At 42.9% G+C, this 20,822-nt stretch carries 21 protein-coding genes and 1 riboswitch; of the genes, 5 read left to right on the top strand and 16 right to left on the bottom strand.

Going from position 1 to position 20,822, the window contains the following annotated elements:
• Positions 1-86: 86 nt before the first annotated feature.
• Positions 87-950, bottom strand: coding sequence for a permease (locus P6709_RS13535; protein WP_278241455.1), 864 nt, complete (start codon positions 948-950; stop codon positions 87-89).
• Positions 951-1,027: 77 nt separating this feature from the next.
• Complete coding sequence (locus tag P6709_RS13530; protein ID WP_278241506.1) at positions 1,028-1,348, bottom strand: ArsR/SmtB family transcription factor; 321 nt, start codon at positions 1,346-1,348, stop codon at positions 1,028-1,030.
• A gap of 187 nt (positions 1,349-1,535) precedes the next feature.
• On the opposite strand from P6709_RS13530, the gene P6709_RS13525 reads away from it, so the two are divergent.
• A complete protein-coding gene (locus P6709_RS13525) occupies positions 1,536-2,342 on the top strand; it encodes an alpha/beta fold hydrolase (protein WP_278241454.1) in 807 nt (268 codons plus the stop codon).
• 82 nt (positions 2,343-2,424) lie between these two features.
• On the opposite strand, the gene P6709_RS13520 is transcribed toward P6709_RS13525, so the two are convergent.
• From P6709_RS13520 to P6709_RS13480, 9 genes are all read right to left on the bottom strand, one after another.
• Positions 2,425-3,390 carry an ATP-grasp domain-containing protein gene (locus P6709_RS13520; RefSeq protein ID WP_278241453.1) on the bottom strand — a complete coding sequence of 322 codons (966 nt, stop codon included), beginning with the start codon at positions 3,388-3,390 and terminating at the stop codon, positions 2,425-2,427.
• A gap of 22 nt (positions 3,391-3,412) precedes the next feature.
• The gene (locus P6709_RS13515; RefSeq protein ID WP_278241452.1) at positions 3,413-4,474 is read right to left on the bottom strand and encodes an LLM class flavin-dependent oxidoreductase; all 1,062 of its coding nucleotides are present in this window, start codon (positions 4,472-4,474) and stop codon (positions 3,413-3,415) included.
• 129 nt (positions 4,475-4,603) lie between these two features.
• Positions 4,604-4,711: riboswitch (SAM riboswitch) on the bottom strand.
• Positions 4,712-4,875: 164 nt separating this feature from the next.
• Complete coding sequence (locus tag P6709_RS13510) at positions 4,876-6,135, bottom strand: hemolysin family protein (protein WP_278241451.1); 1,260 nt, start codon at positions 6,133-6,135, stop codon at positions 4,876-4,878.
• An 807-nt stretch (positions 6,136-6,942) separates the two neighbouring features.
• Positions 6,943-7,215, bottom strand: a complete 273-nt coding sequence (locus P6709_RS13505; RefSeq protein WP_278241450.1) for a hypothetical protein — start codon at positions 7,213-7,215, stop codon at positions 6,943-6,945.
• A 59-nt stretch (positions 7,216-7,274) separates the two neighbouring features.
• Positions 7,275-7,925 carry a 3'-5' exonuclease gene (locus tag P6709_RS13500; protein WP_278241449.1) on the bottom strand — a complete coding sequence of 217 codons (651 nt, stop codon included), beginning with the start codon at positions 7,923-7,925 and terminating at the stop codon, positions 7,275-7,277.
• 26 nt (positions 7,926-7,951) lie between these two features.
• On the bottom strand, positions 7,952-9,856 hold the full coding sequence (locus P6709_RS13495) for a DUF294 nucleotidyltransferase-like domain-containing protein (RefSeq protein ID WP_278241448.1): 1,905 nt from the start codon (positions 9,854-9,856) through the stop codon (positions 7,952-7,954).
• The gene (locus P6709_RS13490; protein ID WP_278241447.1) at positions 9,825-11,501 is read right to left on the bottom strand and encodes a sodium:solute symporter family protein; all 1,677 of its coding nucleotides are present in this window, start codon (positions 11,499-11,501) and stop codon (positions 9,825-9,827) included. Before P6709_RS13490 ends, P6709_RS13495 begins: the two co-directional genes overlap by 32 nt.
• Before the next feature lie 44 nt (positions 11,502-11,545).
• Entirely contained in the window at positions 11,546-11,848 is a 303-nt protein-coding gene (locus tag P6709_RS13485; RefSeq protein ID WP_278241446.1) for a DUF4212 domain-containing protein, read from the bottom strand.
• Positions 11,849-11,866: 18 nt separating this feature from the next.
• On the bottom strand, positions 11,867-12,049 hold the full coding sequence (locus tag P6709_RS13480; protein ID WP_278241445.1) for a hypothetical protein: 183 nt from the start codon (positions 12,047-12,049) through the stop codon (positions 11,867-11,869).
• Between the two features lie 216 nt (positions 12,050-12,265).
• On the opposite strand from P6709_RS13480, the gene P6709_RS13475 reads away from it, so the two are divergent.
• The 3 genes from P6709_RS13475 to P6709_RS13465 all read left to right on the top strand — a co-directional run bounded on the left by P6709_RS13475 (position 12,266) and on the right by P6709_RS13465 (position 13,729).
• Positions 12,266-12,490: a YuzF family protein gene (locus P6709_RS13475; protein ID WP_278241444.1), complete on the top strand. Its 225-nt coding sequence runs from the start codon at positions 12,266-12,268 to the stop codon at positions 12,488-12,490.
• A gap of 76 nt (positions 12,491-12,566) precedes the next feature.
• Positions 12,567-13,457 carry a manganese catalase family protein gene (locus P6709_RS13470; RefSeq protein ID WP_278241443.1) on the top strand — a complete coding sequence of 297 codons (891 nt, stop codon included), beginning with the start codon at positions 12,567-12,569 and terminating at the stop codon, positions 13,455-13,457.
• Positions 13,458-13,534: 77 nt separating this feature from the next.
• Positions 13,535-13,729, top strand: coding sequence for a YwbE family protein (locus P6709_RS13465; RefSeq protein WP_041053580.1), 195 nt, complete (start codon positions 13,535-13,537; stop codon positions 13,727-13,729).
• 133 nt (positions 13,730-13,862) lie between these two features.
• Here the strand turns inward: P6709_RS13465 and P6709_RS13460 are convergent, their stop codons facing one another.
• The 3 genes from P6709_RS13460 to P6709_RS13450 form a co-directional block, all read right to left on the bottom strand.
• On the bottom strand, positions 13,863-16,127 hold the full coding sequence (locus tag P6709_RS13460; protein WP_278241442.1) for an ATP-dependent DNA helicase: 2,265 nt from the start codon (positions 16,125-16,127) through the stop codon (positions 13,863-13,865).
• 232 nt (positions 16,128-16,359) lie between these two features.
• Positions 16,360-17,544 (bottom strand): class I SAM-dependent rRNA methyltransferase, encoded by a 1,185-nt coding sequence (locus P6709_RS13455; RefSeq protein ID WP_278241441.1) that lies wholly within the window; start codon positions 17,542-17,544, stop codon positions 16,360-16,362.
• 308 nt (positions 17,545-17,852) lie between these two features.
• A complete protein-coding gene (locus P6709_RS13450) occupies positions 17,853-18,296 on the bottom strand; it encodes an SRPBCC family protein (RefSeq protein ID WP_278241440.1) in 444 nt (147 codons plus the stop codon).
• A gap of 208 nt (positions 18,297-18,504) precedes the next feature.
• On the opposite strand from P6709_RS13450, the gene P6709_RS13445 reads away from it, so the two are divergent.
• Positions 18,505-19,317: an SGNH/GDSL hydrolase family protein gene (locus tag P6709_RS13445; protein WP_278241439.1), complete on the top strand. Its 813-nt coding sequence runs from the start codon at positions 18,505-18,507 to the stop codon at positions 19,315-19,317.
• A gap of 171 nt (positions 19,318-19,488) precedes the next feature.
• Here P6709_RS13445 and P6709_RS13440 read toward each other — a convergent pair whose 3' ends face one another.
• Together P6709_RS13440 and msrB are read right to left on the bottom strand one after the other, a co-directional pair.
• The gene (locus tag P6709_RS13440; protein ID WP_278241438.1) at positions 19,489-19,791 is read right to left on the bottom strand and encodes a hypothetical protein; all 303 of its coding nucleotides are present in this window, start codon (positions 19,789-19,791) and stop codon (positions 19,489-19,491) included.
• A gap of 17 nt (positions 19,792-19,808) precedes the next feature.
• Complete coding sequence (gene msrB / locus P6709_RS13435) at positions 19,809-20,744, bottom strand: peptide-methionine (R)-S-oxide reductase MsrB (RefSeq protein ID WP_278241505.1); 936 nt, start codon at positions 20,742-20,744, stop codon at positions 19,809-19,811.
• Positions 20,745-20,822 lie beyond the last annotated feature (78 nt).

The following is a 20,822-nucleotide window of genomic DNA, read 5'->3' as shown; positions in this document are numbered from 1 at the left end:
CAATTTTCACCTGACAGCAATCCTCTTTCTTATCCGGCTTAAATAAAGCGAGTAATTTTTTTATCAATGTAATTCACTCCTTTCAGCTAAATTAAATAAAATATAAATCCAGAAACCGTAGACATGGTTAAAACGGATGCGATAAAAATCAATACAAGCTGTATTTTAAAGATGGACTTTAATAATACCACCTCAGGAAGACTTGCACCTGCCGAACTGATCATAAGCGCCATAATAGGGCCAAGAGCCATTCCTTTTGCAAGAAGAACTTGAGAGATGGGAATCATGCTTGATAATCTTATATAAAGAGGGATGCCTACTAATGCCGCTATAGGAATCAGCCACCAGGCATCGTGTCCTAAATGCTCCGCAATAATCTCAGTGGGAACGAGTCCATGAATGCCCGCCCCAACCCCAGCGCCTATTAATAAAAACGGAAACACGGTTTTCATGACCTTTTTTGTTTCAAGTACAGATCCTTTAAGATCCCATTTTCCCTGCTCTTGCGGTTTATAGCCTTCCATGACCACCTTCTTTACAAACCGGTCGAAATTGAATTTTTCCAGCGCAAATCCAATTAGAATGGAAAACACCGTTGTTACAGCTGCATAGGCCACGGTAACCTTCCATCCTAAGATGACCCCCATTACCGTTAAAATGGTTGGATCTAATAAAGGCGAAGCAAATAAGAAAATCATTGTTAATCCAAAAGGCACCTTGTTTTTCAGCATATTTACCACTACAGGAATCGTTGAACACGAGCAAAACGGTGTAATAAATGCAAACACAACCGCCAGCATTGCTCCTTTTATTTTCGTTCCCCTGCGCAGCCTTGCTTCAATTTTTGAATAAGGAATCCAAGCCTGTAAAAATTGAATCAGAAATGTGATCAAAATAAATAATACGGTTAATTCCAGTGCAATCCAGAAAAATGACTTTAGGGTTTCCAAAGCTTTCCCTCCTTTTTTAAATCAAATAAATTTGATATATAAATCAAGAATAATTGATTAATAAGACAGATAAATGTTCAACATTTATCCTCATTACGAAATAAACAGCAGAGCTGAGCAGACAGCACTCCATTTAACTCCTCATCGTTAATTGAATAGTAATTCCACGTTCCCTTTTTCTCCACAGTCACAAATTCAGCATCAAGCAGCTGCTTTAAATGATAAGATAGTTTGGATTGCGGCATATCAATCATTTCCCCTAAATCGCATACGCATACCGAATCATGCTGCTGAACTAAATGAAGGATATTCAGCCTTTTTTCATCTGCAAGCGCTTTGAACTTTTTTTCATACAGCCGAAAAGTATCTGGATCTGCTTTTAATGTATGTTCCTTTATCAATTCTTTTCCTCCTTATAAATCAATTATATTTGATATATTTATCTTATTCTTCAACTTAATCAATGTCAAATAATTAATCGAAAAATTTTGTTTTATTAGATTACTGGGAATAATGACTATTTATTTTCTGAGCGGGTATGTAGTAACTATCTCGGAATCAAGATATTTAAAGGAGGAGTTATGTATGGGACATTTTATTGAAGTAGAAACTGGAGTAAAATTATTTGTAGAAGATATCGGCGAAGGACAGCCTGTTGTATTTCTTCACGGCTGGCCGGTCAATCATAAAATGTTTGAATACCAAGCTACTGAGCTTGTAAAGCAAGGCTATCGTTTTATCGGAATTGACTTAAGAGGCTATGGTCAATCGGACCGTCCTGCAACCGGATATGATTATGACCGGAAAGCCGACGATGTAAGAGCGGTAGTGGACTATCTGCAGCTTGAGAACATTGTACTAGCAGGCTTTTCAATGGGCGGCCCCATTGCAGCACGCTACATGAGCCGGCATAAAGAGTATCAGGTCAGTAAATTAATGCTTCTTGCACCCGCTGCTCCCAGATTTACTAAAACGGATCATTTCCCTTACGGCATCGAAGCATCAGAAATTGACGGCATGATCGCAAGCATCCAGGAGGATCGCCCTGCTTTCCTTGATGAGTTTGGCAAACAGTTTTTCCATCAGGAGCCTTCAGATCCTTTCAAGCAATGGTTTGGAGGGTTAGGACTCGAAGCTTCCGCTCATGGTACGATTCAATCTGCTATAGCCCTGCGTGATGAAGACGGCCTTGACGATCTTCCGGGTATTTCAGTTCCAACGCTCTTGCTCCACGGCACAGAAGATGAAATCTGTCCACTCGACTTTTCGCTTTATCTTGCCGAGCACCTGGCTGATGCTGAGCTTGTAAAAGTTGAAAACAGCGGCCACGGATTCATTTTTGAAGAAAAAGAAAAAACCAATAATGAAATCCTGACATTTTTAAAACGATAACGCAAAAAAGCTCTCCTCCATGGAGAGCTTTTTTACATTAAAGCATAAAAGGGGCCAGGCCCCTTTTGCGCTTTAAAGCGTTCTATCTTCTGCTCAGAGCCGGGATATGCCCTAGTTTGTTAAGCTCCTGCTCTAAAAAGATGGCAAGCTCGAGCATGCCGTATTTGCCGTATTTTTCTTCGGCATCGGCATTGTAGTTTGTATTGGTATTGATATCGTACGTATACACTGTGCCGTTTTTATCGCGTATAAATTCAATACCCGCTACTGCGATTTGGTTGTCCATCAAAAACTTTTCATAGGCTGCGATAATTGGGTCCTGGAAATTCTCCACAATTTGAAATTTGGCTTTTTCCTCTTCTTCTCCGCCATCTGCAGGGCAGAATTGATCTCCCAGCTGGCAGGCATCTGCAGGACAAAGCTCAAACCCCTCAGACGTATCTACTTGAACTGCATACACAAACTTGCCGCCTACAAATTCACATCGTGTAATAAATGGTTCCGGCGCTTGAATGTATTGCTGTATCAAAGTGATTCCGTCAACCGGTTCTTCAAAATCGTCCCCTTCAATATAGTCCTTTAAGCTGTCGATTGAATGAAACAATTGCACACCCAGTCCTTTACCGGCACGATTGTGTTTTGTAATGAAGGATTTTTCCCCCATTTTTTCAGCAGCTTTTATAATTTGATCTTTACCCGCTGCAGCTATCGTTTTAGGCGTTTGTATGCCAACTGCGTGCAGTGCGGTATACTGATTTACTTTGCTTACTTCAAGCCGCAATGCCCGCGTGCCATTAAACACTTTTCTTCCGTGACGTTCAAGCCATGCTAAAACGGTTTCGGTGAATTCAGGTGCGTAGCGGTTTCCTCTCGTATGAGATGATGCACTCATCCGGCTGTAAAATACGCCTTCAGGCGGTTCTTCCGTTAAATCTACGAGACCTTCATTTAAATGCCATACTTCATACGGTAATTGAAGCTCATCTAAACGCTTTGTTAAATGGATCGTCCATTCATCATTTTCATGCAGCACATATATTTTACTCATTGTAGATCCTCCTGACTCATTTCTAGCGTTCTGCTATTCTTGTTGCTAATTGGCGCTTTTCTTCTACTAATGGCATTACTTTTTCAGAAAAGCGTTCCATTTCTTCAAGCTGCGGGGAAAATTGAAGGAGCAGCAAATCCAGCCCTGCCTGTTCAAACGCCACGATCCGGTCTGCAATTTGCTCAGGTGTACCGATTAAATTCGGGCGGAGTCCCCGATTGGATACGGAATAATCCATCAGTTCAATTTGCTGTTCAAGCTGTGATTTACTGACAAAGTCATTATAGCCTGCATACCCGCTGACATCTTTGACATCTGTGATTCTTGCCATTTCTTCTTTGACTTCTTCCTCCGTATCGCGGCATACGATATAAGCTGCCATACCAAAAGATTGAAACGGATTTTTACCTGCTGCTGCCCGGCGCTGCTTCATATCTGCAATTTTCTTTTCGATTTCTTCCAGTGTGCCACCATGCATAACATAGGCATCGCAGTGCTCCACAATCGTTTCTTTTCCGCGTGGACTTTCACCGCCAGCATATAAAATCGGGTTCGGACGCTGAACCGGTTTCGGCTCAAGCTTTGTATTTTCAATCTCATAAAATTTCCCTTTGTAGCTGAATGTTTCTTCTGTCCATAACCCCTTCATTACCTCAAGAAACTCTTCAGTACGGTCATAGCGTTCATCATGCTCCGTGAAGACGCCTCCATATTGTTTCGCTTCCTCCGCCCACCAGGCAGACACGACATTAAGCGTGAAGCGTCCGTTAGATATATGATCAATATTGGCAGTCATTTTGGCTGCGACAGCTGGATTGTGAAAGCCTGGACGGATGGCAGTCATAATTTCCATTTTTTCCGTTACTGCAGCCAACCCAGCAGCGGTAGACCAGGCTTCAAGTGAATCTCGTTCCGGCCCCTTTATATCGTTCAAATATAATTCCGCAATTAAGGTCGTATCAAAGCCTAATTTTTCTCCCGCCTGGACTACTTTTTTTGCGTAATCAAACGTAGGCGGCATTTGTTCTTCCTCTACATTTCGAAGCCATCCGCCAAAAATCGGCAGCCAAAATCCATATTTCATCCCGTGCACGCTCCCTTTTACATGTTAAACTCGCAAAATCTTTATTTATCAATTTATGGCGGTATTCTGTCTTTAGTGAAACACAAAAAAACTTCCTCCGACAGGAAGAAGTTTTACGCGTCTGCTTCTATCCTATCTTTCAGGAGATTTCTCCTGCTGGATGTAGCACCTTTCTGACAGAACGTCAGCGGTTGCCGGGCTTCATAGGGCCAATCCCTCCGCCTCTCTTGATAAGAGTCTATTCACTTTATTACGTTAATCCTATAACATCCCTCGGTTATCCGTCAAGTCTTTCGATACTCTAAATGAATACTTCGTCCCTTTTATTAGATAAAAGAGTCAAAAGAAAAAAACGGCTTCGTCATCAGCCGCTTCTTCTATTAATTGCATGGGTTCAATGCCTAGGCTTCGTCTTTTTCCTCGCCGCCTTCGACCATGCGTTTATCTATTTTCACTTTAGTAATTTTGTTTTTTTCCATTTCCATCACTGTGAATCTGAGATGCTGGTAGTCGAATTCTTCTCCCTCTTCCGGAAGATGGCCGAATTCTTTCAGGACAAAACCTGCAAGTACATCCTGCTCTTCAGGAAGCTTAAGTTTAAATACATCGTTCAATCGATGGATGGCCAACTTACCGTGGCAGATAATATGCTTATCTGTCAGCTCATCGATCCAAACTTCTTCTTCATCATCATTTTCGTCAGAGATTTCCTGCCCGATCATGGCTTCAATAATATCTTCATGTGTGATGATGCCAAGTGTTCCGCCGTACTCATCAAGTACAATAGCAAAATGCTTTTTCGCCTGAAGCATACGCTTGAAAATACGTTCAATCGATGTTGTTTCAACTGTAAATAAGGGATCATCATCAATGAATTCACTAAATGGTGTATCGGGATTCATGGACCATTCAATTACTTGTTTTGAATGAAAAACTCCAATAATATTATCCATATTTTCTTTATAGACAGGATAACGTGTATACGGGTTATCCACTACATAGTTTCTTGCTTCTTCATACGTAAAATCAGATGGCATTCCCACAATATCCACACGAGGAGTTTTCATCGCATCACCGACATCCTTGTGTTGAAAATCAAGGACACCCTTGATGCGCAGAGATTCGTCGTTCAGAAAGGTCCCCTCTGTAGAAGCGATGTCTACCATTGTCCGCAATTCTTCTTTCGTAATGGTTGCTTCTTTAATATGACCTTTTGATAAAATGCGAATCACAATGTTGGTTAGCTGAGAAAGTAAAAAGGTTATGGGACTCAAGATAACCATTAAAAAACGGATAACCGGGCTCACAATAAAAGCTATGCGGTCTGCAAATGTTGCAGCAATCGTTTTGGGAATGACCTCTGCAAAAATAATGATGGTCACAGTCAAAATTCCTGTGGCCAGTCCGATAGAAAAATCGTATCTTAATGCCACAATGGTAACGAGTGTCGGCATCATAATATTTGCAATGTTATTTCCGATTAAGATCGTGGTAATCATTTTATCCGGTCTTGATACAGTGTTTAATAATTTCTCAGCAGCTTTTTCGCCTTTTTCTGCCCTTGTCTGCACCTTCATTTTATTAACGGCGGTAAGTGCTGTTTCACTTCCTGAAAGAAAGAATGATACAAAAAGCAAAAAAGCTATGGCTATAAATTCCAACTATATTCCTCCTGATTAACTTCAACAATTTATTAAGTAATAGCGTATACTAATTGAGTTGAAAATTCCACTCGTACATATGAATTAATGATTTTTTTCACTTAGAGGCATTACATTATGTATTTAAACGTTTTGTCATAATAGTATATAGGAGTTTACAGGAAAGAAGATAGTGATTGGAAGAGTGTAGGAGTTTAGTTGGATGATTGATTTTACGGAAGCAGCTTTTACATAATACCTAAAACAACGAAAGCCCTGCCTCTCTTTCGTCCTTACGGCTCCTCGACCGTGCCAGTGTGAATCAGACATTACTTGGGTATGGTTGTTCCCATACATAAGTTCATTATCTGGATGTTGGTCTGAAAGGGTTCATGCAACGTGAACCGATAAGAAGTAAAACATGGAATGGTCCTTTGATACGCAGAAAATAGTGGATGCCTGTCCAAGTGCTGGGTTGCACTCCGGCATTCTTTGAGGGTTATTGCCTATTTTGGTGTCAAACGATTTTTACTGCTCAGTTTATCCGCCTTATGCGCGGAGATCGTCAATCAGGCCTTAAAGTCCAGACCTATATAAAATTTCATAGCGAGCACGCTGGTGAGGACAGCTGCTCAATCTTTTTGCTTCCGTAAAACAATCATCCATCATCATATCTTATAAACCTGTATCTGTCAAGTTTATTTAAGGTATCTTTCCAGAAGGCTTAAATCCCCATAATCAGTACATGTTTAAAAAAGCCGGCCATCATTCTTCCCTGGTTGAATAATGGACCTCTTTATGTGGATGCTCCAGATCGCACCCTTAACGTTAGGTTTTCATTAGCCGGCTGCTGGCAATTAACCGGTATAGGGTGCTTACAGGTTTGTTGTCCTGCTCCCATTCGCCGGTAATGATGCCCGGAATTTCAAATGCTTTTTCCATTCTGATCATCAGGTCCGCATATAAATCATCCAGCTGTTCACCGGTTTGAGTTTGCGTCTGCAGTAATTCATACTCATTCATTAACGATTCAATCGACATGTTTCCTGGTCCCTTTCTTTCTGCTCCTGTTCGGAGTGTCATAGCACAATTTTGCACCATAGAACTATTCCCATATAGCATTCTATTTAAAACCAATCTGAGCACATTTATTTTTTTCTCTATATTTGTCTGGAAGAGGACAGCTCAAGCAAATCTCCCCACGTGGTTTTTCCACGTTCTTTCAGCCGTTCCCCAAGCTCACAAAATAAATAGGCTGCGGTTAAGGCGTCTCCAACGGCCGTGTGTCTGTTGTACATTCTCGTTTCAAAAACAGCTGCATAATAGGATAGATCTTTCATTTCCCATGCAGGCACTAAATAGGCAAGCAAATCCAATGTGTCAACGCTTGGCGGCTGCTGAAATTTCAAAGCAGCCCTTCTTAGTTCATGTTTGAACACCTGGAGATCAAACGACAGGTAATGGCCGGCAATAGCGTTTACTTCATACTCCCTTGCATGAGCAAATACATGGTTGATTACTTCAAGTGAGGCAGGGGCATGAACCACATCCTCCTGTTTAATCGATGTCAGAGACGTAATCTCAGGCGGAATGTCTCTTTCGGGATTTACATATGAATGAAAGATGTTTTTTTCCAACACCTGCAGACCTGCAACCGGCACTGCTCCCACTTCAATGAGCCTGTCCTGCTTGCCCACCGCAAAGCCTGTTGTTTCAGTATCTATTACAAGTAATTGCAGCTGATCCAGAGGTGTGGAAAGCGGGATTTCACTATTAAGCTGATGGCGGAATTGTTTTTTTGACCACATCATCCTTTCAGCCCCCTTCGTAGAATGTATTAGACTCCGAGTTCTCTCAGCGTATTGACCTGAAATTCCCTTAACACATTTAACGCTCTTGACAGCAATGCTTTTTCTCTTCCTGTAAGTTCTTCTGTATTGATCTGACCAGTGCCTTTTTGTTTCTTATCTTTAAAGTAAAGCATAAGCACAATATCCAAGCTTTCTTTGAGCTCTTCTGCTGCATCCTTTGTCAGCTTCTTTTTTTCAGCCAACGCTTCAATCTTTGATGAGGCTGACCCTTCAATGATCTGATGAAGAAGACCTTTTATTTGAAGAGAGTGGTGAAAAGGAAACAGTATTTGCTTTTTTATCTGGATTCTTCTTCCTTCACGTAAAAGAAGCGAGCGAATCCGGTGATCCATAACAGGAATAACCGACCCTCTAAGCTCTCGTCCCATTTGTGTAAGGAGGACGCCTGAACGCTTTAGCTCATCTTCTATAATGGAGAGAAATACAAGGTGCAGCGTTCTGCTTCCCGAGATTCTTCTCATCGCAAAAAAGTTGAAGGCGTGCAGAATATGCTCAGGTGTAGACCGTACAGCAAAACGATGAATCCTTTGCTGCCAACTTTCTATTGAGCCCCGCCAAACCGGATTGCTAGCCATCATATTCCCATCACACGGTGCAAACCCTGCCTCTTCCAGCCATTCGACCACTTGATCTCCCAGCAGGCTGAAATATTGTTCAGATTCGGGAGTCAATTCTTTATATACTAAAAAATGATCCTGATCCGTCATCATCAGCTGTTCTCCTCTTCCCGCACTACCCATTTGATAGAAAACAAACTCACACGGTGCGGTCAGATTGTATTGCTGCTTTATTTCTTTTTGAGCGAGGTGAATCACTTTAATCACCAGCTGATCGAAAAGCGGTGTCATAATGGAAGCAATCATTCGAAAGCTTTCATTTTCTTCAAGCAGCTGATGAGAGAGTTGCTGCAGCTGAACGGCTGTTTCTCTAATAGATTCTTTCGTCAGCTGATGAATTTTTTTCATGGTCTGCTGAATAAACCGGTGACGCTGCTTTAGTACATCTGAAAGGGTGAGCATGCCAACCGGCAGCTCTTCATCATTTACGACTACGAGATGACGGAGATCAGGCTGCTGCTGAAAAGCTCCAAGTGCATCATAATAATACGCAGAGCGTGAGATCACATAAGGTCTTTTATTTGCGATAGATGCCAGAGGCAATGATAGCGGCTGGTTCGCAGCGATTGCGTCGATTGTTTCCCTAATAGACACGACACCAAGCAATTGAGCATCATCTAACAGAACCACGGCACTCAGTTTGCGGCGGGACATGAATTCGATTCCTTCTTGTAAAGTACTTGAAGAAGATAATGAGAGAAGCGGGGCAGACATCAAATCCTGCACACGCTTAAAAACCTTTCGCTGGCTGCTAAGTCCATTGGACTGCTGAAGCTGTTCTGTAAGAGAATGGTACACATCCTGAAGCCTGAAAATGGTCTTTTCAAGAAAAAAAGCTTGTACGTGCGGGAAGTTCCATATTTCACGAAGAACCTCATAGGGAATAAACAATCCAAGCGTTGGTTCCAACACTTGGATTTCAACTGTATTTACCTTCTCTTCGGAAGAACGGAGCATGGTACTTAAACTGGCCAGTCCCAGAATTTCTCCAGGACCCGCCAGTTCGAGCACCTCTCTTTCCTGCATACTTCCGGCAGCATATACTTCAGCCAGCCCGGAGGTAACCAGGAAAACCCCCTCCCTTTTCTTGTATGCATGAGCAATGAGAACTCCCTTTTCATATTCCCTTTCCTCGCAACGGCCGTAGATGGCAGAAAACTCGTTTTCTGCCATCGATGAAAATAAGGATGTGCGTGCAGCCATTTCCTTGATCATGTTGTGATCACTTGGTTGGCGGAACGTCTTCTCCGTCATCCAGCCACACCTCACCATCCCGATATGTCATTTGCTCAGGATAACGAAGATCCTGGACTTCTTCTTGTATTTTCTTTGATGGCGGCTTGGCAGCTAATGAGACTGCAATATTGGTCACTATTGCCGCAGCAGCTCCAAATACCCCTGCCCCGGTATCAATAATGCCAAGTATTGTGAATCCCCCGTATTTTGCAGCAAAAATATAGCCGAGCGTCACACTAAGACCGACAAGCATTCCCGCTATTACCCCTGGTGCATTGGAGCGCTTCCACCAAACGCCAAGCAATAGCGCTGGGAAGAACGAACCTGATGCTAAGGCAAAGGCCCAGGCTACAATTTGTGTAATGGCGCCTGGAGGATTCAGCGCAACGAGTCCTGCCACAAGAGAAGCGAGAACAATCGACCATCTTCCGACCGCCAGCCTTTTCTTATCTGTGGCATTTGGGTTGATGGAGCGGAAGTAAATATCGTGAGACAGGGCAGCAGAAATGGCGATCATTAATCCCCCGGCAGTTGAAAGAGCAGCCGCCATGGCACCTGCAGCCATTAGTCCGATAACAAATACACCGAGGTTGGCAATTTCAGGTGTGGCCATAACCACAATATCATTGGCAATCTGGAGCTCTGCCCATTGCAGAACACCATCCCCGTTCGTATCAGCCACCTGGAGCATGCCGGTGTCAACCCAGGACCTTGTCCATTCAGGCAAGTTATTGATTGGTGAATTTGCCACCTCCGTAAGCAGGATAAAACGTGAAAACGCAGCATATGCGGGAGCTGAAAGATAAAGAAGACCAATAAAAAGAATTGCCCATGCTCCGCTCCAACGGGCCGCTTTCATCGTGGATACCGTATAAAATCGTACGATTACATGTGGAAGTCCAGCCGTTCCAGCCATCAATGTAAACATAAGGGCCAAAAACTGCCATTTCGTTCCTGCAGTAAAAGGCACGAGGTATTCTGAGATACCAAGATCCTGATCAATCACACTCATGGCATCTAATACCTGCCCGTAGGAGACCCAAGGCAGCGGGTTGCCTTCAATCTGCAGCGACATAAAGATGACCGGCACCAGGTAAGCAGTGATCAGCACAACATACTGCGCTACCTGAGTCCAAGTGATCCCCTTCATCCCTCCTAATGCAGCGTAAAAGGCAATCAGCCCGGCACCAATAACCGTTCCAATTCGGTAGTCGACCTCAAGCAGCCGGCCAATAACTACGCCGGAACCGGACATTTGACCAATGGAATACGTAAAACTGATAATGATCGTTGCAAAAGCAGCAATTAACCTGGCTAAATTACTGCCGTACCGATCTCCAATAAATTCCGGAACGGTATATCTTCCGTATTTTCGGAGCTGAGGCGCAAGCAGAAAAGTCAGCAATAAATAGCCGCCTGTCCAGCCCATGATGTAACCGAGTCCGTCATAGCCCATGACCATGACGGTCCCTGCCATTCCAATGAATGAAGCCGCACTCATCCAGTCCGCTCCTATTGCCATCCCGTTGTAAATCGGCGGCACACCGCGGCCGGCTACATAAAAATCGGATGTTGCTTTTGCCTGATTGTATATGGCAATTCCTATGTATAAACCAAAAGTACCTAAAATAAAGGCCAGAGATACAATAAATTGAGTATCCATCCTCTTCCTCCTTTAAAGTCCTTTAATGAACGGATATCTGCTTTTTAATGGTCCACCGTTTTACCAGATCCAATGGATTCGTTTCTGGCTTCATCAATCCCATACTTTTTATCGATCCTGTCGCTGACAATCGCATTGACAAAAAGCAGAATAATAAAGGTTAGAACGGCTCCCTGAGCGCCCATATAGTAGTGAAGCGGAAAGCCGTTAAACGTAAATTCAGCCAGAAATTCCGCAAAGAAGACGGCACCGAATGAAGCACTAAATCCAATGACTAAATAAATGCTGATTAAAATTGTTCTTGTCCGAAAATAAGCATCAGCTGTTTTTTTGTCGATTCTTTTCATACTTCGTTCTCCTCCCACTTATCCTTTTAAGTCGAAAATAAAAGTAATGGTATCCCACAGCGGCATTGGCACACGAATGATTTCGATCGCCATATAGCCGAACAGTGCGGCAATCGGCAAAGCAAACCAGCGTTTTCTTTTTTGTTTAACTCCTGCGATAACCGACCCGATTGTCAGGACGGCAAAAATCCAGACCAGCATAGTTCCCCTCCGTTCTGTAAGCGTTATCATTTTAAAGGGCAAAATAAATGAAAATTCGATCTTTTCTTATTATTCATGTAATTCACCACAACTGTCAAGAAGCTTCCATTTTGATCTTTCAAGGAGTGCGACAGGAAAACTTATTTTGCAATAGTGTCACCGTTTATCAAGGCGGCTCATATAGTAGGATTAATTGCTAACTAAGGGGTGTTGACTATGAACGGACAGTCTCCGCAATCTCTTCAATTTACTACACTATATGATCCGTACGTTTACCAGACATTGAATACCATTATCGGTACTAATATTGTGGTTCAGACCACACGCAATTCTCTGCAAGGAAAGCTTACAACTGTAATGCCGGATCATATTGTTGTAGAGATTAATCAAACACCTTTCTTTATTCGTACGCAGCAAATCATCTGGGTTTCTCCATCGTAAAAAATCCCTCCTTTTCATATCCTCCGCTATGTGAACATACACATAGCAGGAGGAATATGCAAAGGAGGTTTTATTTGTGTTTAAGCGAGTAAATAAACTGCTGATCGAGCTTCCTGCTCCCGAGTACGGAGATGCCAATGCGGCTGCTGCTGTACAGGAATTACTGGGTGGAAAATTCGGAGAAATGTCTACGCTTAATAATTATATGTACCAATCCTTTAACTTCAGACAAAAAGGAAAACTGAAACCCTTTTATGATATTGTAGCGAGTATTACAGCAGAGGAATTCGGCCATGTAGAGCTTGTCAGCAACACGATTAATCTTTTGCAAAAAGGATCCTCCTTCACAGCTGAACCGGATCTGACCCCTCTTCAAAATGGCAAAGATATGCGAAATACGTATGCTTTTATTGCAACAGCACAAACGTCCTTGGCAGGAGATTCAATGGGCAATCCCTGGAGAGGCGACTATGTTTTTTCAAGCGGAAATCTTGTTTTAGATTTGATGCATAACTTCTTTCTTGAGATCGGCGCACGCACGCATAAAATGAGAGTGTATGAAATGACTGATCACCCGACAGCAAGAGAAATGATCGGCTACCTGCTTGTTCGCGGCGGAGTTCACATTCTTGCTTATGCTAAAGCGCTTGAAATTGCGACAGGCGTGGATTTGACTAAAATGCTTCCAATACCAAGCCTGGATAACCGGGTATTTGATCACGCGAGAAAATACGAAGATCAAGGTGTAGGAAATGTTTTATTTACATGGAGTGATGGCGACTACCAGGATATACGTGCCATATGGAAGGGAACAAACCCAAGCAACGGCCAGCCGCTGGTCGTACAGGAAGGCACCCCGGAAGGAGCACCTATCCCGGATCTTGACGATCTGCCGGAAGAATTTGCCCCGGGAATTGGCAAGGATGAATACGAGCAAATCTTAAAAAGACTCAGAGCCAATATGTAGCTGCCTGCCCTTGAAATACCTGCTCACTATGAACTGTGGTATCATTAAACAAACGTTTAATGGAGAGTGGGAAAGTCATGAATGGACAGCAGCGAAGCACGATTACACCTGGAATTGAAGTTGACATTGTCCTGAAGCAGGATCAGCGTTCTGGAAAGTTAACGAGAGGGATTGTGAAGGATTTACTTACTAAATCTCCTTCTCACCCACATGGCATAAAAGTTCGTTTAACAGACGGCCAGGTTGGACGAGTCAAAAATATTATTACCTGAAATAAATGCATTCACAGTTCATTTCCTCTGGAGGAGGCTTACCGCACAGAGTGAAGTGAACCGGTCAATGAGCCTGAAGACACACCTTGTCCCAGGCTCTTTTTATATTGTTACCAATAAACCTGTTCCTGCCTCAGGTTGATATTCTCCATTCCGGCGGTAATAGATCCTGATAGAGAGAGGTTTGAAAGCGATCATCAATCAGCAGCAGAAGCCCCTCATCCTCCTCCGTCCGAATTAACCGTCCGCCTGCCTGCAGAACCTTATTTATCCCTGGGTATACATAGGCATAATGATAACCGTTTAAACCCTGGCTTTGAAAAAACTGCTTCATTTGATTTCGTTCAGGATTTAGTTGAGGAATTCCAGCACCTATAACGGCCACTCCTTTTAACTGATCTCCCGGAAGATCTACCCCCTCAGAAAAAATACCGCCCATTACGGCAAATGCGAGTACACGTTTCTCTCCTGAAAAGGAAGATAGAAACTGCTCCCTTTCCTGTTCATCCATCATTTTTGACTGAACAAGTAAATCAGCTTCTTCATGATCAAACAGAGGAGTAAAACGCTCAACAGCCATTTCCATATACTGATAGGAAGGAAAAAATGCGATAAAATTCCCTTTTGCATCTTCAAATCCATTTTTTATAGCAGCCACAATGGAATCTAGCGTACGTTCACGATCCCGGTATTTTGTGGAAATCAGATAGGTGCGCACCTCAATTTGTTCTTTTTTGAAAGGACTTGGTATGGACAATCCAAAATCTGATTGATCGCCGCCAAGCATCCCTTTTACGTACTGCACCGGAGCAAATGTTGCAGAGAAAAACACCGTCCCCCGATAGTTTTTCGTTGATTCTTTGACAAACAGCGAAGGATCCATGCAGACATTTTTTATCCAGACGTCACTGCCTTTTTTTTCAATCAGGATGTAAAACCGTTCATCCATCATTTCGATCACATGAAGCATCCTTTGAGCAGCAAAATACAAATCAATGATCTCTTTTTCCGTATCCCCTTCCTGTATCCGTTCTTCAGCTGCTTCATAAAAAGCCTGAAGAACTTGTGTCCATTCAGGAGGAGCTTCATCCAGAATATGAAAGCTTTGTTCACCACAGATTGTTTTCAGCTCAAGGCATGCCTTATTCGCCTTATTCGCCGCACTTTTTATAGCAGGAGATACATCCATTTTGCTAAGTGCCAGAAAAGCTGATTTTTGGAGGCTCGCAGAATACATCTCCCGGGCCCGGTCAACCAGATTATGCGCTTCGTCCACTAATAGAACCGTTGTGCGCTTTTGCTCCCCCATCATCCTCTTTCTTGCCACTCTCGGATCAAACACATAGTTATAATCTCCAATCATGGCATCGGTCAGATACGATAGATCCATGGAGAATTCAAAAGGACAAACACGGTGCTTCAACGCATAGCGCTCCACCACAGACCGGTTGATCATGTATTCATTCCCCAGCATGTCCAGCACAGCTTCATTAATCCGGTCAAAATGGCCGTCCGCAAACTCACAGTACTCTTTTTGACAAATCGTTTTTTCCTTAAAGCAGATCTTATCCTTTGCGGTTAGCGTCACAGCTGACAACTGAAGACCTTTCGCGTGCATATCAGCCAGCGCTTCCTCAGCAGCAGCTCGCGTAATGGTTTTAGCTGTGGAATAAACAAGCTGATTTGCCTTGCCTTCTCCTATGGTTTTTATCGCTGGAAACAAGGTTGAGATGGTTTTTCCAATCCCGGTAGGCGCCTGTGCAAACAGTTTTCCTTTTTCTGTAATTGTTTGGTAAACAGCACCGGCAAACTTCCTCTGTCCCTCGCGGAAATGGGGATAAGGAAAAGCTAGTGTTTGGATCGAATCATTTCGTTTTTCCTGAAGGCTCTTCATCAATGAAGCGAAGGGAGCATAAATCCTCACCATCTCCTCCACTTGTTCTTTTAAAAAAGCGGCTGAGAATGGCTGAAGAAATCGTTTTTCCTCTTTCGTTACATTTTGCACATAGGTAACCTGAATGCCTATTTCTTCGAGATCTTCTTTCTCCGTAAACATCCAGGCGTAAACAATCGCCTGTGCCAAATGAACAGCAGAAGGTTCTGTTATAGTATGGAGGAGCCGGGAAGTCGATTTGATTTCATCAATGACCGGCTTTTCTTCTCTCACAAGCAAACCGTCGCAACGTCCTTCAAGCTGGTATGTTTGACCATCGATTTCTATTATTCCATCTAGAAAAACTTCCTTCTGATCCTGCTCCATGTACTTTTTTTGCACAGCCTGATGATTTCTGGTTCCTTCAATCATGGCAGTAGAGCCGCCTATCCTGGCATCAATACTTCCGCTTCTATGCACGTATTCAGCAAGCCTTCTTGCAGAAATTCTCATCACATCCGGCATGGCAGCCCCTCCCATCTATTTCGTTTTGCTTCCAATTCATTTTCAACCGCTTTGCACTTTTCTTTGATCCAGTTCCTAGCGCTAGGCCCTCGAGGTTTTAAGTCACGGTGCAAATCCACCACAAACCAGGTTGATTGTGCATCGCTCCTTAAACTTGTCGGGCCTGGGCGAGCGCGTTGCACTTTCCTATATAAAAAGCCGCTCACGAAGTCAGGTGAGCAGCATGTTATCTTTACTTTCTTCTAACGATCAGCACTTTCAGATAATTTCCTTCAGGAAAAGAAGAGGATACTGTAAAGTCCTCGGGCAGGGTAAAGGTCTCAATTATTTCGTATTTTAATCCTTTTTCCTTGAATGCTTCATCGATAAACCGATGAAATTTCTTCATATTAAATGAAGCTGCGTTGGTAGAGGCAACAATAATGCCTTTGTCCTCTGTGATATCAATGGCCTGCTTCATGAGATTTTTGTAGTCTTTCGCTGCACTGAACGTGTTTTTCTTCGAGCGGGCAAAGCTTGGCGGGTCCATCACGACAAGATCAAACTTGATATTATTTTTCACTGCATAATTAAAATAACGGAATACGTCACGCACTAAAATATCCTGCGCTTCATAATCTATACCGTTCATGCTGAATTGTTCAATCGTCTTCGCTACACTTCGATTGGCCAAATCCACACTCGTCGTTTTTACAGCTCCGCCCAACGCAGCAAATACAGAAAAAGCGCCTGTGTAAGAGAAGGTATTTAATACATTTTTCCCATCTGCATACTTGTCCCGGATTGCTTTTCTCACATCCCGCTGATCAAGAAATACGCCTACCATTGCCCCGTCATTCAAATTCACGGCAAAATGGGCGCCGTTTTCTTTAATAATGAGCGGAAACGAAGGACGCTCCCCTTTTACAAAATCATCGTCCTCCACATATTGGCCTTTTGTGTCAAATCGCTTTTTTTCATAAATGCTTTTAAATGTGACCAGTTCTTCAAATGCCTGAAAAATTTCTTCACGTAGCAAATAAATTCCTTCACTGTACCATGTGAATAAATAGTGATTATCAAAGTAGTCTATAGTCAATCCGCCGATTCCATCTCCTTCTCCATTAAATACACGAAATGCGGTTGTGTCGTCTTTTTTAAACCAACGCTTTCTTTTCCCAAGCGCCGCACGGATTCTATTCACAAAAAGGCGGTAGCCGATTTCTTCCTCTGCGTCCCAGGTAATCAGCCAGCCGATGCCTTTATTCTGTTTTCCTGCATACCCTCTGGCGATAAATTGATTACGTTCATCAACAGCTGTCAGGATGTCTCCTTCCTGTCCACTATCGTCCGGGTTTTCGAGCATCTCAGCCGTCAGCAATGGATAGCCATTTTTCATTTTATCTGCAAACTTCTTTTTAATTCGTACTTTTGTCATGTCCTTATTCTCCTCAGGTGCTTTGAATGAGCTTGGGCCAAAACTGTCTCAAACTCTTTTACCGGTTCACTTCGCTTCAGGAGGACGCTTTCCGCAGGGACGGCGCTGAGCCTTTTCAGGGCCCTTGCCTTGTAAAGTCTCAGCTTGCCGTCACATCCTGCTGGAGTCTACACCTTCCGCTCCGTTCTCCTCTTACTATTAATAAATACTTTTTCATTCATTAAACTTTTTGGAGTTTTGTCCCAGTCTCCCCTGCACTCTCTCCATCATAACGGAGCAGGATAACACACACAAATTTTCTTTCAGCTTTAAACAGCTTCTTTTTCTATAAACGTTTTCAGCTTTTGCAAATGAAAAAGCTCTTCTTTAGAGATCATACGGACTATCATTCCTCTAAATAAGCTTCTGGCAAAACCGGATGTTTTCACCTTCCCGTCGAATGTGACAAATGTTCCATCCCCCTGCGGTTTAAAGGTATATCGAAACTCAATTTCAACCCCGTTCTGACTGCTTGACACCGCATAAGAAACGTTTGGGACATATTCAACGACCTCCAGAACAGATTGCACCCGTCTTCCCCCAAGATTTCGCACTTCATTGTATTTCGTCCCTTCAGCAATGGCGCCTTCTGTTAATTTTGTCACTTCTTCTACTTGATCCATTATTTGAGGAGACTGCTCCATCGTTGTCGTAACGGCAAAAACCTCCTCAATCGGCCGGTCAATAACGATCGTCTGATTTAATGCACCCATTTTAAATTCCTCCCATTCCAGTTCATTCGATTGCTTTTACACACTGTATGTTTTTCTATTTTACTGAAAATGCTAATGAAAACAAGCTGAAAAATTGGGCCTGGATTCCAACTCCTGACCTATTGAATATGTATTACATTTTCGTTACAATTATAGATATAATATTTCATTTTAGTTTCTAACAAAGGAAAGGATGTTTTCCTCCCAAATGAAGAAATTGTTTCAAATCATACTTGCTTCTGCCGTTCTACTTGTCCTTTTAGGCATGGTGCGCGGTGAATATCGATATAATCAAGTCCAGATTCAGCAAACGATGGAGCGGATCAACCCCGCTCATAACCCTGATATATCTTATCTTGAATTTTTAACGTACCGTGTCATGAAAAACGGCTCTGCACGTGTAGCTACTCTGGGCAGCAGCGTGACAAAAGGCGTAGGTGCCAGCTCACCAAACTTTTCTTGGCGTGCTCTCTTGCAGCAGGATATCCGTGATGCAAGCCGTCCGCTGCGCCACGTAACGGTTTCAAACCATGGACATTCCGGCTATACTTCCGTGATGCTGTTAAATCAGGATGTTCTGACTAAGGTTTTTAGCAGCCGTCCTGACTTAATTATCCTTGAAACCTCAGTAATTAACAATTATCGGCGTTCGGTTACCCTTGATGATACCAAAAAGTCGATTGAGCAGCTGTACAGCACATTTAAAAGAGAGCTCCCCGGGGTGGAAATTTTATTCATATCACCAAACCCTATTTTAAAGGAAAATTTGGATCCAAGCGGTCTAAACCAGCTAGGTTTGACATTTGAAGAGTATGTTGATTTCACACAGGAAATCATTCTGGACAACGGATGGAATTATTTTGACACCCATGGCCATATGCTCGCTCATATGGATGAGCAGAACATTGAAAAGAAGGATATTCTTAACGATAAAATCCACCCAAATGACCTGGGATACCGGATTTGGCATGAGGAGCTTTATTTCAACGCCCTTGCTCAGCCTTACTTTGGACAGAAATAATCTAGCCTATCACGCAGAAAAGCCTGAGACTAAAATGTCTCAGGCTTTTTGACCGGTTCACTGCGCTTCAGACAGACGCTTTCCGCTCCGCTCACCTCTTACTAACTATAGATACTGCCTCATATTTAAAATTTTTTCAGTCTTCTCGCAAACTCATATTCTTTAATTGCATTATAAATTTGCCAGCAGAAATGTAATTAAAATAGGAGCGATCCACAGAATGGGGATCGTATTCAAAAGGAGCATCTTCTTTAGTTTGCCTTTTCGCCAGGCGGACCAGGTCACAATGGCTGCTGCAATGAGAACAACCGGGTAAGCACCAACAATGTACTCTGCAATCGTTAAAAGAAAGGATTCGCTTTGTTCGGATGTGATGACGGTCAGCCCAAAAAAAGTAAACCAGATTGGCAAAAACAAAATATAAAATAACTGACTTGCTGCCAGCAGAACGATGATACTGCGATTTTTTTTCATGGTATACCTCTGTAACTTTATTTTCTAACTGCAAACAAGAGAAGAAAGTCTCCATAACCTTCTTTCTCAAGATCCTCTTTTGCTATAAATCTCAAAGCTGCCGAATTTATGCAATATCTCAGACCTGAAGCACCCGGGCCATCCTCAAATACGTGCCCGAGATGGGAATCAGCTTCACTGCTCCTTATTTCTTTACGGGTATGCCGGGTGGAAACATCCCATTCTTCCCGTACCATGGAGTCCGTAATAGGCTTCGTGAAAGAGGGCCATCCGCATCCTGCATCGTATTGATCACGGGAGCTGAACAATGGTTCTCCTGACACAATGTCAACATAGATGCCTTCTTCGGTATTATCCCAATATTCATTGTCATAGGGCGGTTCTGTTCCATTTTCCTGCGTCACAAAAAACTGCCTTGCTGTCAGCTTCTCTTTTAAGTACGACCGATCTTTAGGCCAATACGTGCGGGAGAACTTTTCACGTCCTGATCCTTTATAATACAAGGCGTACCGAAAAGGGTTTTTCCGGTCAAAATCCTGGTGAAATTCCTCTGCAGGGTAAAAAGGAGATGCGTCTTTTATTTTGGTTACGATTTGCTTTTGAAAGCGTCCGCTGTCTTCGAGTTGTTTTAATGAAGACTGAGCAGTGCTTTTTTGCTTGTCTGTATACGTAAAAATAATGGACTGGTATGCCGGTCCCCTGTCGCTGAACTGTCCTCCTTCATCTGTAGGATCTGTCAGCGTCCAAAATACATCGAGGATTTCATCGTATGAAATGAGCAAGGGTTCGTATAGAAGATGCACGGCTTCCACATGACCGGTGTCTCCTCGTTTAACGGCAGAATAAACAGCTTCTGCTTCCCTGCCGCCCGTATAGCCTGAAACGATTTTTATAATTCCTTCTCTTTCACTAAAGGGGCGCACCATGCACCAAAAACAGCCTCCGGCAAACATGGCCTGTTCCACTCTACCTCCTCCTTCTATCTAATGATTCCCTACATCATATAATCTTTTACACAGCCAACCAACTAA

This window comes from Jeotgalibacillus sp. ET6, assembly GCF_029667115.1.
Lineage (GTDB): Bacteria > Bacillota > Bacilli > Bacillales > Jeotgalibacillaceae > Jeotgalibacillus.
This window is presented reverse-complemented; position numbering and strand designations above follow the sequence as displayed.